Source organism: Pseudomonadota bacterium, assembly GCA_013285465.1.
Classification (GTDB): Bacteria; Pseudomonadota; Alphaproteobacteria; order Micavibrionales; family CSBR16-224; genus CSBR16-224.
On record CP053449.1, the window covers coordinates 1385485 to 1402684 of the forward strand.

The window sequence follows — 17200 nt, forward strand, 5'->3', positions numbered from 1 at the left end:
TCCTTTTCGCCGTCTTTCTTTATGAGGCGGCTATCATATGACGGCATTTTCCCTCTATACTGCCCCTATGGACCGCCATGGAAGTGACCTTAAACAAGACAGCAGAAACGAGCAAGACACAGATGCCAAGCCTTTTTGAAAAAATGCAGACCAAAGCCGCCGCGTTCAAGCAAGAACTGGAAGATGAAATCGAAGAGGGCAAAGAAAAATTTCTTTATACCGTCGAGGAGAAAAAAGTGCGCTTTCAACAGGCCGCACTGGAACAGCAAAAAGAGTGGCGCACCGGTATCCTGCATTATCTGCGGCAGGCCAAGATCATCTATATCATTACCGCTCCTTTTATCTATGCCGTCGCCGTGCCGCTTATCTTGCTGGACGTGCTGGCAACGCTGTATCAGCTGGTCTGCTTTACCGCCTACGGCATTCCAAAAGTAAAACGGGCGGATTATGTAGTGATTGACCGCCAATATCTGGCCTATCTGAATCTGATTGAAAAACTGAACTGCATCTATTGCGGTTACGGCAACGGCGTGCTGGCCTATGTGGGCGAGATTGCCGCCCGTACCGAGCAATTCTGGTGCCCGATCAAACATTCCCGCCTGCCGAAAAACCCGCATAACCGCTATGCCGCATTCCTGAATTACGGCGACGCCGAAAATTACGCCGAAAAGCTGGAAAACATGCGCGACAAATGCCGCGCCTGTCAAGAAACAGGTGACGGCTGCCCAACGATACCAACGAAGAAGAAAGAGTAGCCCATCATGTCTTTTGTTCCCCTTATTGTCGGCAGCATTTTTTTTGCCCTCGGCCTGAATATGGCGCTGCATTTTTACAGATTTCGCAAAAGCGCAACGCGTATCTATGGCCGCGTCATGGCGATTGAAAAATACGTCTCCGAAACCCGTATGGACGGACGCAGAACGTCACAGGTTTTCTTTCGCCCCATCGTGGAATATGTGCTGGATGGCGAAACACGCAAAACCACAGGATCTTCAGTTAATGAAATCCGTCACAAACTCGAACAGACCGTTCCCGTGCTGATCCGCCGCTCCGAGGATGGACAGCAGGTGCAAGCCATACTGGATGACGGATTATCCGCACTCATCGGTTATCTGATTGCCTTTGCAGGGCTGGGCGCGCTGGGCGTTTATGTTTTTCATGCCGATGGCTCTATCATCGCCGCGGCTGTTCTGCCTGCGGCTCTTGCCGCTATCGGTTTCGGCATTTCCAGCGCCTTTCTTAAATTCAAGGGCTTTCTTGGTGCGATACAAAAAGACAGCACACCGCATAAAAATGCCGAGATCATCGACACCGCAGAGGCATATCGCAAGGAAGTCAGCTCTCACGGCTTCTGGGGCGCGATTATCGCCTTCAGTTTTATGGCACTAAGCCTTGTCATTGTCTTTTTCGGCTATAGCGGTCTGCCCGCCGATGCGCGGGAGATGATGAATAATGATTTCGGCGCGTTCTGGACGCAGCTGACAAGCGGCAAAATGCCCAGCAGCTGGACAGACAAGTTACTGCTACTTGGCATCGGCCTGTTCTTTTTCCTCGCCTCCCTGCGCTCCGTCTATTACGTCCGCAAAAAATACGGTGCCTTGCTGACGCGTTAGCATCGCAATGTTTTTCATCTATAATGATGGAATAAAGTGCTTGATTTTAATGGTGCTGCTGGGGAGGATTGAACTCCCGACCTCACCCTTACCAAGGGTGCGCTCTACCACTGAGCTACAGCAGCGCTGTGGTCTTTCTATATAGACGCGCTTTTGCGGCGATGCAAGTCAAATCTTGTCTTGACCTTACGGCGCGGCAATTCTAATCTTTTTTTCATGTCCGACAAAAAGGAAAAACAGCGAGAACGCGCCGAAAAACGCGAAGCCGCCCTGCGCGCCAATTTGCAACGCCGCAAACAACAGGCGCGTGCGCGAAGCAGCGAAGAAACAACACCGCCGAAGCAAAAACCGCAAGGAGACGACTAAGATGCCGATTATGCCCGATAGCTGGATTCGCGAACAATCCCTGAATAACGGAATGATTACGCCCTTTTCGGAAAAACTGAGCAAAGACGGCGTCATTTCCTACGGTCTGTCGTCATACGGCTATGACTGCCGCCTGTCCGATGAATTTATGATCTTTACCAATGTCGATAACGCCATTGTTGACCCCAAGGAATTCAACCCCAACAGCTTTGTCGAGCGCAAGACCGATGTCTGCGTTATCCCGCCGAACAGCTTTGTGCTGTGCCGCACCGTCGAAACCTTTAAAGTTCCGCGCGATGTGCTGGTTGTCTGCCTTGGCAAAAGCACCTATGCCCGCTGCGGCTTGATCGTCAACGTCACCCCGCTGGAGCCGGAATGGGAAGGTCAGGTCACACTGGAAATCTCCAACACCACCCCCCTGCCCGCAAAGGTCTACGCAAATGAAGGCATCGCGCAATTTTTGTTCTTCAAGGGTGAAACACCCTGCGAAATCTCCTATGCCGACCGTCAGGGCAAATATATGGGGCAAAGCGGCGTCACATTGCCGCGCATGTAATCCCTGATTTGCGGTTAAGACGGCATTAACCCGCCCCATGCTACAATTATGTCAATGTAGCATAAGGGTGGGAGTATCACTATGTCCGCAAGCAAAGACCCGAAACCGCTGGTCATCGTTTATCATGCCGATTGCATTGACGGCGCGGCCTGTGCCTGGGGGGTCTCCAAAGCATGGGGCGTGGATACCAAAACCGATCATAACGTTACCTATATCCCCTATGGCCATCACGACACCGAAGAAGCGGAGCGCAAAATACACGCCGCGCTGAAACCTGATTCCGAACTGTATTTCGTAGATGTCGCGCCCAATCCCGGCCTGCTGGATGACTTGATGACACCCGGCCCGGACGGAAAGGCCAAAACCGAGGCCATACATATCATGGATCATCATAAAAGCGCCGTTGCCATGCTGAAAGATTACGCGCCGCCGGAAACAACGGGCAACGCACCCAAGCTGGAAATGCTGATTGACGAAAGCAAAACCTCCGCCGCACGTATGGTCTGGGAACATGTGATGCCCGATGAGCCCGTGCCGCCCGTGCTGGACGTCATCAATTTGATGGATGGCGATGCCGCAGGATTAACGACTCCGATGGATTTTGCCGCCGCCGCATTGATTGACACCCGCGATATCAGCAATATTGACCGCGCCCTGATTGCCTTGCGCGGATTGGCAAAACTGACCTTCAACGATATGGCGAAAAAGGGCAAATTCATTGCCGCCGACCAGAACACGAAAATCAACAAACTGCTGGCCAATGCGCAATTCGTCACCATGCAAATCCTGCCCGATACTGATCCGATTGCCGTCCCCGTCGTGAATGGCGATGTCAAACAATTCGGCCGTCAGGTATCGGAACGCTTGGTATCGCTAGGAAAACAGACGGGATCAGGCGTGGCCTTTGCATGGTTTATGCAGAAAAACGGCAGCATCAGTATGAGTATTCGTACCGACGGCTCCCCCGATGCACAATTAATCGCCGACCATCTGAAACAGACCATGGGCGTCACCGGAGGCGGTCATGCCGGCGCAGGCGCGGTACATTTTTCATCCTTGTTTGAATTTTCGCGGCAAATGCCGTTCCATATGCCGCAGCAGACAACGCAAGAAGCCGCCATCAACAGAAAGCCGTTGCCGCCTGCAATCGATCCCGGCAAATATCTGCACTGATTACTCGACAGTCACACTTTTCGCCAGATTACGCGGCTGGTCAACATCCGTGCCTTTTTCAACAGCGGTATGATAAGCCAATAGCTGTACGGGAATTGTATAAAGGATCGGCGCAACAAATTCATCCGCCTCCGGCAGTGTAATCGTCCATGTCGCAATATCCTTCATTGCCGCACAACCACGCGCATCAGACAGCAGCAGCACTTTACCGCCGCGCGCCACGACTTCCTCGGCATTGGAGGCGGTTTTTTCAAACAGCGCATCATAAGGGGCAACGACAATCACCGGCACATCTTCATCAATCAAGGCGATGGGTCCGTGTTTCATTTCCCCTGCCGCATAGCCTTCGGCATGGATATAGGAAATTTCTTTCAGTTTCAGCGCACCTTCCAGCGCAATCGGGTAAGATGCACCGCGTCCCAGATACAGCACATCACGCGCCTTGGCAATTTCACGGCTCAGGCTTTTAATGGCCTTATCATGGTTCAAAACCTCGGCAACAGCCGCAGGCAGATGGCGCAACGCATCAGCCAGACGCATTTCCTCTTCCTGCGTAATGGTTTTCCGCTCCTGCGCCAGTGCCAGCGTAATACAGGCCAGTGTTGTCAGCTGCGTTGTAAATGCCTTGGTCGAGGCCACACCGATTTCCGGCCCGGCCAGCGTTCGCATCACATGATGGGATTCCCGCTCGATCGTGCTTTCCACCGTGTTCAGGATGGAAATCACGCTTTGCTTTTGCGATTTGCAGTAACGCAATGCCTCCAGCGTATCCAGCGTTTCCCCTGACTGGGAGATAAACAGCGCCGCGCCGCCTTCGGGCATCGGCGGGGTACGGTAACGGAATTCCGAGGCCACATCCACTTCCACCGGCAGCCGTGCCAATTGTTCCAGCCAGTATTTCGCGACCAATCCCGCATAATAGGCCGTACCGCAAGCGCTGACCGTCAAACGCGGCGTATCCTTCAACACATCCATGATATCGGCGGGAATAGTGATATGCCCCGTTGCGGGATGCATAAAGGTCGTCAGCGTCTCACCGATCACTGCGGGCTGCTCGTAAATTTCCTTCAGCATGAAATGCTTGTATTTTCCCTTGCCCGTCAACGCACCTGACAAGGTGGTTTCCCGCACTTCACGGTTAATTTCTTTGCCGTCGCAGGTTTTGATGACAGCCCCTGCCCCTGTCATTTCGACGCGGTCGCCGTCTTCCAGAAAACAGATTTTATTCGTCATCGGCGCCAATGCATAAGCATCAGATGCCAGATACATTTCACCGTCACCGTAGCCAACCACCAGCGGCGTGCCCTGACGCGCCCCGAACATAAAATCGTTCTCACCTGTAAAAAGCATCGCGACGGAGAACGCCCCTTCCAGCCTGTCCATACAATCATTGGCGGCTTGTAAAACCGTACGCCCCTGCTTGATGTAATGTGTTACCAGATGCGCAATCACTTCCGTATCGGTTTCTGTCGTAAAACGGCATTGGCTTTGCTCCAGCTCTGCTTTCAGCTCCTTATAATTCTCGATAATGCCGTTATGCACCACGGCAACCAGATCCGTTGCATGCGGATGCGCGTTATTTTCCGTCGGCATGCCATGCGTCGCCCAGCGCGTATGGCCGATGCCGATTGACCCCGGCAGCGGATCATTGGCGATTTTATCGGATAAATTCACCAATTTGCCTTCCGCACGGCGGCGGGTAATCTGCCCGTCAATCAGCGTAGCAACACCCGCGCTGTCATAGCCGCGATATTCCAGACGCTTCAAACCTTCCACAAGGCGTTCCGCCGCATTTTGCTCTTTTCCGACAATGCCGACAATTCCACACATGGCTTAGACTCCCTGTTCTTTCTCTTTACGTTTCTTGTCTCTGAATTTTTTCGCCCATTCCGCACGGATCAGTGTTTTCGCACGCGTCACCGCCAAGCCGTCAGCCGGAACCGTGCCGGAAACCGCACTGCCTGCCCCGACATAAGCGCCAGCACCAACCGTCACGGGCGCAATCAGCGAGGAATTCGAGCCGATAAAGGCGCCTGCGCCAATCACGGTTTTATATTTCAGGAAACCGTCATAATTGCAGGTAATCGTCCCCGCGCCGATATTCGCCTCCGCACCGATTTCCACATCGCCCAGATAAGACAGATGCGAGGCTTTCGCGCCCTTGCCGATCACGGCTTTTTTGGTTTCAACGAAATTACCGATTTTGGCATTCTCGCCAATATCGCTGCCGGGGCGAATACGGGCAAAGGGCCCGATTTTCGCGCCGCTGCGAATAATACAATCCTCCAGATGGCTAAAGGGTAAAATCTCCGCACCGCTTTCAATCGTCACGCCGCGTCCGAAGACAACATTCGCACCGATCGTGACGTCATGGCCTATTTCGGTATCAAAACAGAACATCACCGTGTCAGGGTCTTGTAATGTGACGCCGTTTTCCATCGCCTTTTTCCGCAGGCGGTTCTGCAGCAGTTTTTCCACCCGCGCCAGATCTTCACGGGAATTAATCCCTGCCATGTCCTCTTCCGGAATTTCAATGAAGCGCGTTGCCAGATTATCCGCACGGGCAATTTCCGGCAGATGGGTGACGTAATATTCCCCCTGCACATTGTCATTGCTAAGCTTTTCCAGCCAGCCAAACAGATGCCGTCCATCCGCGCACATAATGCCGCCGTTACACAGCGTGATCTTGCGCTGCTCCTCCGTACAATCCTTATATTCGACGATGCGGTCGAGGATATCGTCCTTTTCAACCACCATACGGCCATACATGCCCGGATCATCCGGCAGCATGGCGGAAAAGACCAGCCCCGTATCGGGATGGGCGCGGCGCGCCTTGACCAGTTTTTCGATGCTTTCCGGCGTAATCAACGGCGAGTCTCCGAACAGGATGACAACATCTCCGTCAAAACCGTCCAGATATTGGCGCGTCGGCTTGACCGCACCGCCCGTACCGTTCGGCACGTCCTGTACGGCAACATCATGCGGCTGTACCGCCTGTGCCAGCGCGTCCATATCCTTGCCGACAACCACAACCAGTTTTTCAGGGTTCAAGGCATTTGCCGCATCAATCACGTGCTGCACCATCGGCTGACCTGCAACCGCATGGAGAGGTTTGGGCAAATCGGATTTCATCCGCGAGCCTTTTCCGGCCGCCAGAATAATACATGCGAGTTTTTGCATTGGCTAAATCAGTCTTTCTTCTTTGTCCTGCAATAAGGGATTGTGCGTCCCTTGCCTTTCACCATGCCAACCCAGCGCAAAAAGCGCAAATCACAGTTTGTTGCAAAACATTACAAGGGAGGGCGTTTTACCACGCCGGAGCAGCATCGGCAATCTGGAAGTTGATATAATCATTGCCGTTCCAATGATTAATAGAGAGTGTTCCGGCAAGATGCACAGGCTTGCCGCCGCTTTTCAGCAGAATATCGCCCAGTTCGGTATCCAGCGCGCGGAAAGCAATGGCCTTGAAGGCCGTATGACCACGGGTGCTGTCACGGACAAGACACTGGATATGATTTTCACCAACGACTTTCGGGCGCATGATCTGTGCCTCGGCCAGCACAAAGCGCGGCTCGGGATTTGCCGTACCGAAGGGTGCCAGCATCTCGATTTTGCGCAGCAAATCCATCGTCACCCCTGCCGCCGAGAGCACGGCATCAACTTTCAGTGACGGCACAATCGCGTTGCCGCCGCATTGTTTTTCAATATGGGTGCTGATATAGGTGCGAAAGTCATCCAGACGGTCACGCATCACGGTAAAGCCCGCCGCCATTTTATGACCGCCACCTGCGACCAGAATGTCTTTTTGCCTTGCCGCGATAATGCCGCCACCAAGATCAATGCCGCTAACGCTGCGGCCCGATGCCTTGCCCGCGCCGTTTTCATCAAAACCGATGACACAGGCAGGGCGATTAAACCGTTCTTTCAATCTAGAGGCCACAATCCCGATCACACCGGGATGCCAGCCCTCGCCATGAGCGATAACACACCATTCATGCAGCTCGATCGTTGCTTCGACCTGTTCGATGGCTTGCTCCAGAATTTCCGCCTCAATATCGCGGCGCTCCTGATTCAGATGGTTCAAACGGTGTGACAGTTTCAATGCTTCATTGTCATCCTCGGTCGACATCAGACGTGTGCCGGTATCGGACTCCCCGACGCGCCCACCCGCATTAATACGCGGCCCCAGCAAAAAACCGAGATGATAAGCTTTGGGGAAACTGTCCAGCCCGGCAACATCCGCCAAGGCTTTCATACCCGTATTCTGGCGTAGTGCCATGACTTTCAAGCCTTGCGCAACAAAGGCGCGGTTGACGGTTTTCAGCGGCACAACATCACAGACCGTGCCCAGCGCGACAATATCCAGCCAGCGCAGCAGCTTCGGCTCGTCCATTTTTTGTGCAGCATAATAGCCGCGATCGCGCAACACGCGGTTCACGGCAATCAATGTCAAAAAGGCCACGCCGACAGCCGCCAGATGCCCCAGACTGCCGTCTTCATCAAAGCGGTTCGGGTTTACAATGGCATAGGCAGGCGGCATTTGCGGTTCACCCGTATGGTGATCCAGCACAATCACATCCAGCCCGGCTTCTGCCGCCGCTTCCAGCGGCGCAAAAGCGGAAATCCCGCAATCCACCGTCAGCAGCAGATCAATATTTTTATCATTTTTCAGATGCAGCAAGGCTTTCGCATTCGGGCCGTAGCCTTCTTTCATACGATCAGGGATATAAACCAGAATATCGTGGCCGACGGCTTTAAAAAACCGTTTCAGCAAGGCGGTCGAGGTCGCGCCATCAACATCATAGTCACCAAACACGGCAACTGCCTCACCGTTCATGATCGCATCAGCAATCCGTTCGGCAGATTTCTGCATATCCTTCAGCACATAAGGATCGGGCAATTGCGTTTTTAAAGATGGGTCAAGGAAGGCGGGTACCTCGTCAAAAGACACGCCGCGCGCAATCAGCAGCCGCGCCAGAAACTCAGGCAAACCATGCCCCTGCGCCACAGCCAGCACGGCGCGTTCATCTGTTTCGGGGAAGATCCATTTTTTGCCAAGAACGGAACGCTCAACATCCAGTACCCGCGTTTCTGTTTCCGCCTGTACTGCCTGTCCGTTTGTCTGTCCTTGGTCTTCCGCTTCGCTTCGTCGAAGTTGGTCTGTCATTTTTTTCCTTAAAAGGAATACCAGGTCTTACGGTCAAAATTATGTGTTGCTTCAATATGGCGCACCGTACCGGTTTTGGAGCGCATGACAATGGAATACGTCTTCGCCCCTTGCGGATATTTCCGCACACCTTTCAGCATCGCGCCATCCGTTACGCCGGTTGCGGCAAACATGACATCGCCCGAGGCCATATCAATCACGCTGTATTTTTTATCCAGATCGGTAATGCCCCATTTTGCGGCGCGGGCTTTTTCATCATCATTGCGGAACAAAAGCCGCCCTTGCATAAAACCGCCGGTACTGCGCAAAGCCGCTGCCGCCAATACGCCTTCCGGCGCGCCGCCTGTACCCATATAAATATCAACACCCGCATCCGGGTCAGCTGTCGCAATCACCGCACTCACATCGCCATCGGGGATCAGCATAATACGTGCGCCCGCTGCGCGGACATCGGCAATCAGTTTCTCATGGCGCGGGCGGTTCAAGATGCAGACAACAATTTCATCCGTATCCACGCCTTTGATTTTTGCCAGCGCTTTCAGATTTTCAGCAACGGAATTATCCAGATCAATCATGCCCTCCGGAACTGAAAAGCCAACGGCAATTTTATCCATATACACATCGGGCGCATTCAAAAAGCCGCCCTTTTCCGCCAGCGCAATCACCGCCAGTGCATTCGGACCGCCTTGCGCGGTAATGGTTGTGCCTTCCAGCGGATCAAGCGCGATGTCAACTTCCGGCGCTTTACTGCCGCCGCCGACTTTCTCGCCGATATACAGCATCGGCGCTTCATCGCGTTCGCCTTCGCCAATCACGACGGTGCCGTTGATGTAAAGACTGTTCAGCGCCTTGCGCATAGCATCAACTGCGGCCTGATCGGCGGCTTTTTCATCGCCCCGCCCCATCAGGCGGGAGGCTGCAAGCGCCGCCGCTTCCGTCACGCGCACGACCTCCAGCGCTAGATTGCGATCCTGAAACGGTTTAATTTCCGTATCATCCATTTGGTTATCCATCATCTCGGTGGCCATTGCGGGTTGTGCTGTCATCGGAACAGGTCCTTTCTGTCTGCAAAGCTGTAAATCCTTTTATATCGAGGGCGCGGTTTACGCGTCATGCTTACGCATCCTCTTGGCCCATCATCTCAACTCTTAGAAAGCAGGGCTTCTCCAAAACGCTGTCAAGGCCGTGCAGAGCGGCAAGCACATCGCGCACGGCGCTCTCTTTCGCCTCGTGAGTTATCATAATCAAAGGTACACTTTCTGCACCGCCCTGTCCATACTGTAATATCGATTTCATCGAAACCGCATGGTCACGCAGCATTGCCGTCACATCAGCCATCACGCCGGGTTCATCCTTCACCGTCAGGCGCAGATAGAATCGGCCCGTCCGGGTTTCAAACGGCGCTTCCGTCTCTGTTTCCACAAAGGGGAGCCGTGGCGGTGCGCTACCGCGCGCAATATCCAGAATATCAGCCATGACCGCCGAAGCCGTCGGCATGCCGCCTGCCCCTGCACCGACATACAAAGTCGGGCCGACGCGGTCACCTTCAACAAAGACGGCATTGGTCGCCCCTTCAACCGTTGCAAGATTGGAGGATACCGGAATCATGCAGGGCGCAACGGTTTGCACCACGCCGTTTTCCGTCAGCCGCGCAATCCCCAGCAATTTGATGCGGTAACCCAGCTCTGCCGCGTAATCGATATCAATGGCGGAAATATTGCGCAACCCTTCGATTTCAACACCGTCAAAATCAGGCTTGCCGGTAAAGGCCAGCGCCGACAACACTGCCAGCTTATGCCCCGCATCTATACCGTCAATATCAAAGGACGGATCAGCCTCTGCGTAACCGGCCTCCTGCGCATCTTTCAGCGCGGTTTCAAATTCCAGCCCGTTCTGCCACATTTCCGTCAGGATATAATTGCAGGTACCGTTCAGAATACCGTAAACGGCGGAGATATGATTGGCGGCAAGCCCTTCACGCAGGGCTTTGATAATCGGGATACCGCCCGCAACCGCCGCTTCAAAGGCAAGGGTTTTGCCGTTTTCCGCCGCCAGCGCAAACAGCCCGGCGCCATGATGCGCCAACAGCGCCTTATTCGCCGTCACAACATGTTTACCATTGGCCAGACTGCTTTCCACCAGAACTTTCGCCGCGCCGCTGTCACCGCCGATCAGCTCGACCACGATATCCAGCTCCGGCATATCCGCCATTGCCTCAGGCGTTTCAACCCATTCCACGCCCGACAGATCAAGGCCGCGGTCTTTTTTGCTGTCGCGCGCCGTCACAGCCGCGATTTCAATCTTGCGGCCTGAGCGTGCCGTCAGCATCCCGGATTCTGATTGAATGATTTTTACAAGCGATGCACCGACGGTGCCAAGGCCGGCAATACCGATTTTCAATGTCTGATCTTCTGCCATACACACCCCACAGCAGCAGATATTTCACTTAAAGAAAACCCGCCAAGCTATTTGTTTTTAATTTGTTTCCAGATCAACGCGACGGTCTTTCGGGTTATCACCCTCACCGCTGCTATAGATTTCGCCATGCGCGACGGTACGGATTTTTTCAGCAGGGATGCCTTCATTCTGCAAGACTTCCGCAACCGCTTCGGCACGTTTCGCACTCATTTGCAAATTGATTGCACGGCGCTCACCCGGATCATTGGTCGAGAATACGGCGCGGCTGGCATGACCGGAGACATGAACCGTGCGCCCTGCCGCAGCACGGGCAAATTCGCGGATCAAACGGCGGTCATTGGCATCAATGCGGGACGAGCCGTAATTAAAATACAGCGCATTATCAACATGTGTCGCCATCAGTTTCGGCGTGTTATAAGGCGCTGTTCCCGCAGTGCCATAGGCAGCAACGGGAGCGAAAGCATCATCATCGCCGAAAATGTCGGGATAGCGGTTCACCGTGACGGAGGAACCGGCATATTGTGCCGTTTCATAACCGCCGCCGACATGGTAGGTTCCGCTGCGCGTATCATTCACCGGGCGCATCCCGCCGGATACAGGCATATCATCCAGCGAGAACACCGTCACACTGCCGCCGCTATAGTTTTCCACGCCGCCGCCATATTGTTCCGGCGGGCGCTGGCGCGCCGGCACCAAAGGCGGGTAATAATCGGGATCAGGTTGCCGTTGCGCCTCGGTAATAACCAGCGACGGGCGCGACGCCTGCTGCGGTTCCTGCCACGGGTTTAAACCCGGCGCAGGCTCAAGAACAACCGCCTGCACAGATTCCGGCGCAGGCGCGGTGACGACCTCTTCCTCGCGGGCGGGCGGGCGGGCGGGCATTGCCATGACGGTCTCCGGTTCCGGAGACATCCCTTCCGCCGGCGGTGTCCATAAATCCTGATATTCCGTTTCAACAGGCGTTGGCGCTTCCGCCATTTGCGGTGCCGACATACCGGAATTCATCGCCGTTCCGGGCAATGTCTGCAATTCAGGAGATTGCTGCGGCGGTGCGGGCGGCGGCTTCAAAACGAAAGCGTCACGTGTTGCGACCTCATAGCCGCCGTCATTGGTGACTTTATCGCCGAACCATTTGCCGAAATTCTGTACTTCGTAAACAGGATGACCACATCCTGCCGTCAGCATGGTGGCCCCAAGACTGAGAACCAGCGCTATCTTCTTCATTTTTTTCTCCAACGGTGAATCGCCCGTATCTTCTATGCGGCAAATCTTAGCATGTTCTTTTTATTAACAAAACAGTAACTATCCGCTGCCGGTGTTTTTCTCACGGTAAAGACGCGCAATGCGAACATAGTGAGCGGCGGAGGATGTTAACCCCTGCTTTTCCTCTTCCGTCAAGTCGCGCATATGCCGCGCGGGGCTGCCGCCCCACAACGTGCCCGATGGCACAATTTTCCCCGGTGTCACCAGCGCTCCTGCCGCAACCATCGCCCCCTTTTCGACTTTCGCGCCATCCATGATGCAAGCCTGCATACCGATAAAAGCGCCATCCTCAATCGTGCAGGCATGGATCAAGGCCATATGGCCGATGGTCACATCATCGCCGATATAAGTACCCTGTAAGGTGGAGGATACATGCACAACCGTGCCGTCCTGAATATTTGTGCGCGCGCCTACCGTGATATTATTCACATCCCCGCGCAGCACGCAGCCGTACCAGATGCTGCTTTCACTGCCGATCTCCACCTCGCCCGTCACCACGGCGTTTTCCGCCACAAACGCATCCGCCGCGATCTGCGGCTGCATTTCCTGTACCCGTCGCCGTACCGTTTCATAGAATTCTTCGTTTGTATCCATTCTTATGCTCCTTTTGCGGCATAGAATAACACAGAGCCGCAGAAAGAAAAAAGGCGCTGTGTTGCCACAGCGCCTTTTCCTGTATTCGTATGCGATAGATGCAATTAGCGTTTTGCCCACTGCATACCGCGGCGTGCCTTGCGGCGGCCGTATTTCTTACGCTCGACAACACGGCTATCGCGTGTCAGCATACCGGCGCGTTTCAGAGCCGGACGGAATTCCGGGTCAAAATTGATCAGCGCACGGGAAATACCGTGGCGTACCGCACCGGCCTGGCCGGATAATCCGCCACCTTTGACCGTGCAGACAACGTCAAATTTGCCGTCGCCGCTGATAATACCGAAAGGCTGGTTCAAAATCAGGCGCTGCGTCGCACGTGCGAAGTAGATATCCTGATCGCGACCGTTGACCGTGACTTTACCTGTTCCGGGCTTGACCCATACGCGGGCAACAGCGTCTTTACGACGACCTGTGCCATAAGCGCGGCCTTGCGCATCCAGAACCGGCTCCAGTTTCACGACTTCGGTTTTGGCAACCTCTTTCGTTTCGGCTACGGTTTCTGCTTTATCATCTTTTGCGACAGCTTTGTCTTTTTCAGCCATAGCGTCTTTCAGATCTGCAAGTGTCTTTTTATCTTCCGTCATCTTTCAAATCCCCTTAGCGTTTGTTTTTCGGGTTCAGAGACGCGATGTCCCACAGTTCCGGCTTTTGCGCTTCATGCTCATGCGTCGGACCGGCGAAAACACGCAGATTTGTCATCTGTGTGCGTCCCAGTGACCCGCGCGGCATCATGCGGCGTACAGCCTCGAAAATGACGCGATCAGGATGATCGCCGTCAAGAATCTGGCCTTTGGTGCGGCTTTTAATACCACCCGGATAGCCCGTATGCCAGTATTCTGTATCGAATTGGCGTTTACGGCCCGTCAGGCGGACTTTATCGGCATTGATAACAATGACGTTATCGCCGCAATCAATATGGGGGGTAAAGCCGGGCTTGTCTTTGCCGCGCAGACGCAGGGCAATCAGGCTCGCCAGACGACCGAGAACAACGCCCTCGGCATCCACAACCCACCACTTCTTTTCAACCTCGGAAGGTTTCATTGAATAGGTTTTCATTATTTATGACTCCGTTTAAAGTTTGGTCAAATTGTCGAATTCATAGCTTCGCGGGTGTTATGCCCGTTTTTACGAAAGCTGTCAAGCATAAAAACTGTGTAAAAAGAGAAAGTTAAAAACAAGGTATTATAATACCGCTTTTCTAACCCGCCGTTATCAAAGGCTTATTTCACACTTTCCGTTTCCGCAAAAATCCAGCCCAGATACGGCCTGTGTCCATCGGCGATATCCCATGCCGTGATACAGGGACAGTCATAGCTGTGCAGCGCCGCCGCGCGTGTTTTTAATGCCTCAAATAAGGATTTGCGTGTTTTCAAAATCAGCGCGACCTCTGTGCTGTTTTGCACAGCACCATCCCACCAATAGACCGAATTGATCGCACCGAGAATATTGGCACAGGCCGCAAGACGTTCGCGCACAAGGGTTTCAGCGATTCTTTGCGCCTCGTCTTCATCCGCTGCCGTGATATAAACACTCACATATTCCGCAGTCATGCCGCGTTACGCCCTTTATCCTGCTGTTGCAGATAGGCGGCCAGCGAACCGTCATCAAGGCGCTTTTTCAGCGGACGGCTGTCAAAACCGTCTTTGATCAAGCCGTAATGCGCAAACATTTCCAGCAATCGCGCCTCGGACATCATATACAAATTATAAAGATCATGCGCCCCGATATATTGCAGCCCGGAATCACGCAGCATCTGCTGCGCACGCGTCAAATCATCCTTGGAGACGGCAAAAAGCTGCACACCCGGCTGCGCATCGCGCAAAATCTGTGCCGCACTGCTGCCGCGCAGGAAAATTTCGGTAAAGCGGATATCCTGCCCCTTATCATCCGTCCAGCCCGATGAGCCGCGCGTCAGCGCCAGAATGCCCTCGCCCTGACTGAAACCGGCAGAGCCGATCACGGCATTGGCAACACTGTCACCGACCCCGATCACCATATTGGTTCCGACCTCATGGAAAGACAGCAGCGTTTCATGCACAAGATTCAGCTTAATATTACCGAAATTATCGATATACCAAACCGTGCCTTTCGGCAGACCCGTGACAGCATCCGTATCTACGGCGGCACCTAACAGATCAAATCCGTCCAGCAGTGATGCGGCGTCGCCTTTTGCCACGCGTTGAGAAACCTCCTCCGCACCGATTTCAGCAACACGGTCACGCAGGAACGCCGCCAAATGCGCCGCAGCCGCGGGGAAATAATCACGGGAACGGAACTGCGAGCCTTCATCCGGAATTTTACTTTCGAAAAAGCGGATATGCCCGCTTTGAATCATATCGGCAAAAGGCGCCAGAGCATAACCGGAGGCCACAGTCAGAACCGCCACACCATTGGGCAGCATGCCGATCCAGACCCCTTCACCCTTACTGCGGGCACTGATAATGTTTTTACGCGGTGCACAATTGGTCAGGAAAACATGACCGACACCCATTTGCGAATTCAGCGCCAGCTGTGCGGTTTTAAAACCTGCAACAATCGTGTTCATGCCGGGGATTGCGGCCACGTCCATCGAAAAACAATCCAGTTTTTCAACAGCGCAGGCGGTGATAAGTGCCTGCCGTACTTCGTCGCTGGCCAGATCATCGCGCGGATAATCGGTCAGAACCGTAATCACAGGTTTCAGATTGTCGTCTTGAAAAAGAGGCAAAGTCATGGATAAACACCCTATAATAAAACACCTCAGGGTAAATCCCTTCGGGGAAAATGCGGAAAAATGGTCGGACCGGCGGGACTTGAACCCGCGACCTTTCGCCCCCCAGACGAACGCGCTACCAGACTGCGCTACGGTCCGTTAAATTTACCGTCACTTGTACAGGATGAATGAATGAAAATCAAACGATTATTGCCGCATCTTGCCGCAATTTCCGCCCGTTCCGGCTTTTATGCCTCAATCAGCTGACGCATAGCTTTCAGATCGTCCAGCATAGCACGCAGAATTTCGCGGCGCTGGGTTTTGAGCTTTGCAATCGCCGGAGCAGCTGTCTGCGTTTCCACATCCATGGGCGCATCATCGGCCTCGGCAACGGCGGCAACTGTTTCCTTCAGATCTTCCACTTCGCTTGTCAGCACTTCTTCGACCTTTTTATCGAGCACTGCGACACTGCCGCGTGTGGATTTCAGAAGTTTCTGAACGCCGCGAATAGTATAGCCTTTTTCGTAGAGCAGGTGGTGGATGCGCTGCAGCAGCTCAACATCCTCAGGGCGGTAGTAACGACGTCCGCCGCCGCGTTTCAGCGGTTTAACCTGTGTGAATTTGCTTTCCCAAAAACGCAGAACATGCTGCTGAACCCCCAGCATGGAGGCAACTTCACTAATTGTGCGAAAAGCACCGGAAGCTTTTTTACCGCGGCGTGATTTCCGCGAAACCTGCGTTTCGCCCGAATCTTCCTGCTGCGTTTTTTGCTGTTTGTCCCATTCGTCCTGCCGTGTCTTCCCTTGCATCAAATTCCTCATCTGTCTTCTAAATAAAATATCCCAAATACCTGTAATATATTATACACCTTAGACGTCGTGATTATCAACACGCTCTTTCAATGTATTGCTGGCACGGAAGCTGAGAACACGGCGCGGCAGAATCGGCACTTCCTCGCCTGTCTTGGGATTGCGGCCAATTCTCTGGCCTTTCTGGCGAACGGTAAATGTTCCGAAGGAGGAGATTTTGACAACCTCTCCACGCTCAAGTGCGGTGCAGATTTCTTCTAAAACCATCTCGACCAGATCAGCCGATTCGTTGCGGGAAAGACCGACTTCTTCATAAACGGCCTGGCTTAAGTCTGCGCGTGTGATTGTGTTGCCTGTGGTACTCATGTGCTGTGACACTCCCCTATTTTTAAATGATTCATCTTTCAAAACCAAAGCTTTGACAGGCTAGCGGAAGCGGTAAAAACAGTCAATAACAAAGCATTAAAAAATAACTGCTTACGCAGTGAA

17 protein-coding genes, 2 tRNA genes and 1 pseudogene are annotated in these 17200 nt (G+C 53.5%); 5 read left to right on the forward strand and 15 right to left on the reverse strand.

The window, feature by feature from the left end:
• Positions 1–122 precede the first annotated feature (122 nt).
• Both HND56_06825 and HND56_06830 read left to right on the forward strand, forming a co-directional pair.
• Positions 123–686: pseudogene (locus tag HND56_06825) on the forward strand (hypothetical protein).
• A 75-nt stretch (positions 687–761) separates the two neighbouring features.
• A complete protein-coding gene (locus HND56_06830; GenBank protein QKK05413.1) occupies positions 762–1613 on the forward strand; it encodes a hypothetical protein in 852 nt (283 codons plus the stop codon).
• A gap of 50 nt (positions 1614–1663) precedes the next feature.
• Here HND56_06830 and HND56_06835 read toward each other — a convergent pair.
• Positions 1664–1738, reverse strand: a tRNA-Thr gene (locus tag HND56_06835).
• Between the two features lie 91 nt (positions 1739–1829).
• Here HND56_06835 and HND56_06840 point away from each other — a divergent pair.
• From HND56_06840 to HND56_06850, 3 genes are all read left to right on the forward strand, one after another.
• Positions 1830–1979 carry a hypothetical protein gene (locus HND56_06840; GenBank protein QKK05414.1) on the forward strand — a complete coding sequence of 50 codons (150 nt, stop codon included), beginning with the start codon at positions 1830–1832 and terminating at the stop codon, positions 1977–1979.
• A 1-nt stretch (position 1980) separates the two neighbouring features.
• Positions 1981–2535, forward strand: a complete 555-nt coding sequence (locus tag HND56_06845) for a dCTP deaminase (GenBank protein QKK05415.1) — start codon at positions 1981–1983, stop codon at positions 2533–2535.
• Between the two features lie 81 nt (positions 2536–2616).
• Positions 2617–3708, forward strand: a complete 1092-nt coding sequence (locus HND56_06850) for a hypothetical protein (GenBank protein ID QKK05416.1) — start codon at positions 2617–2619, stop codon at positions 3706–3708.
• Here HND56_06850 and glmS read toward each other — a convergent pair whose 3' ends face one another.
• The 14 genes from glmS to HND56_06920 all read right to left on the reverse strand — a co-directional run bounded on the left by glmS (position 3709) and on the right by HND56_06920 (position 17077).
• A complete protein-coding gene (gene glmS / locus HND56_06855; protein ID QKK05417.1) occupies positions 3709–5538 on the reverse strand; it encodes a glutamine--fructose-6-phosphate transaminase (isomerizing) in 1830 nt (609 codons plus the stop codon).
• A 3-nt stretch (positions 5539–5541) separates the two neighbouring features.
• Entirely contained in the window at positions 5542–6888 is a 1347-nt protein-coding gene (gene glmU, locus HND56_06860; protein ID QKK05418.1) for a bifunctional UDP-N-acetylglucosamine diphosphorylase/glucosamine-1-phosphate N-acetyltransferase GlmU, read from the reverse strand.
• Between the two features lie 127 nt (positions 6889–7015).
• On the reverse strand, positions 7016–8875 hold the full coding sequence (recJ, locus tag HND56_06865) for a single-stranded-DNA-specific exonuclease RecJ (GenBank protein QKK05419.1): 1860 nt from the start codon (positions 8873–8875) through the stop codon (positions 7016–7018).
• A gap of 8 nt (positions 8876–8883) precedes the next feature.
• The gene (glpX, locus tag HND56_06870; protein QKK06589.1) at positions 8884–9876 is read right to left on the reverse strand and encodes a class II fructose-bisphosphatase; all 993 of its coding nucleotides are present in this window, start codon (positions 9874–9876) and stop codon (positions 8884–8886) included.
• 115 nt (positions 9877–9991) lie between these two features.
• Positions 9992–11293, reverse strand: a complete 1302-nt coding sequence (locus tag HND56_06875; GenBank protein ID QKK05420.1) for a homoserine dehydrogenase — start codon at positions 11291–11293, stop codon at positions 9992–9994.
• Between the two features lie 57 nt (positions 11294–11350).
• Positions 11351–12517 (reverse strand): OmpA family protein, encoded by a 1167-nt coding sequence (locus HND56_06880; protein ID QKK05421.1) that lies wholly within the window; start codon positions 12515–12517, stop codon positions 11351–11353.
• A gap of 78 nt (positions 12518–12595) precedes the next feature.
• On the reverse strand, positions 12596–13150 hold the full coding sequence (locus HND56_06885; protein ID QKK05422.1) for a gamma carbonic anhydrase family protein: 555 nt from the start codon (positions 13148–13150) through the stop codon (positions 12596–12598).
• 104 nt (positions 13151–13254) lie between these two features.
• On the reverse strand, positions 13255–13794 hold the full coding sequence (gene rpsI / locus HND56_06890) for a 30S ribosomal protein S9 (protein QKK05423.1): 540 nt from the start codon (positions 13792–13794) through the stop codon (positions 13255–13257).
• 13 nt (positions 13795–13807) lie between these two features.
• Complete coding sequence (rplM, locus tag HND56_06895) at positions 13808–14266, reverse strand: 50S ribosomal protein L13 (GenBank protein ID QKK05424.1); 459 nt, start codon at positions 14264–14266, stop codon at positions 13808–13810.
• Positions 14267–14430: 164 nt separating this feature from the next.
• Positions 14431–14760 carry a divalent-cation tolerance protein CutA gene (locus tag HND56_06900; GenBank protein ID QKK05425.1) on the reverse strand — a complete coding sequence of 110 codons (330 nt, stop codon included), beginning with the start codon at positions 14758–14760 and terminating at the stop codon, positions 14431–14433.
• Positions 14757–15923 carry a hypothetical protein gene (locus HND56_06905; GenBank protein ID QKK05426.1) on the reverse strand — a complete coding sequence of 389 codons (1167 nt, stop codon included), beginning with the start codon at positions 15921–15923 and terminating at the stop codon, positions 14757–14759. The genes HND56_06900 and HND56_06905 overlap by 4 nt, the downstream gene beginning before the upstream one ends.
• A gap of 61 nt (positions 15924–15984) precedes the next feature.
• Positions 15985–16061: transfer RNA gene (locus HND56_06910), tRNA-Pro, on the reverse strand.
• Between the two features lie 89 nt (positions 16062–16150).
• Positions 16151–16711: a MerR family transcriptional regulator gene (locus HND56_06915; GenBank protein ID QKK05427.1), complete on the reverse strand. Its 561-nt coding sequence runs from the start codon at positions 16709–16711 to the stop codon at positions 16151–16153.
• A 60-nt stretch (positions 16712–16771) separates the two neighbouring features.
• Entirely contained in the window at positions 16772–17077 is a 306-nt protein-coding gene (locus HND56_06920; GenBank protein QKK05428.1) for an integration host factor subunit alpha, read from the reverse strand.
• Between the last annotated feature and the right edge of the window lie 123 nt (positions 17078–17200).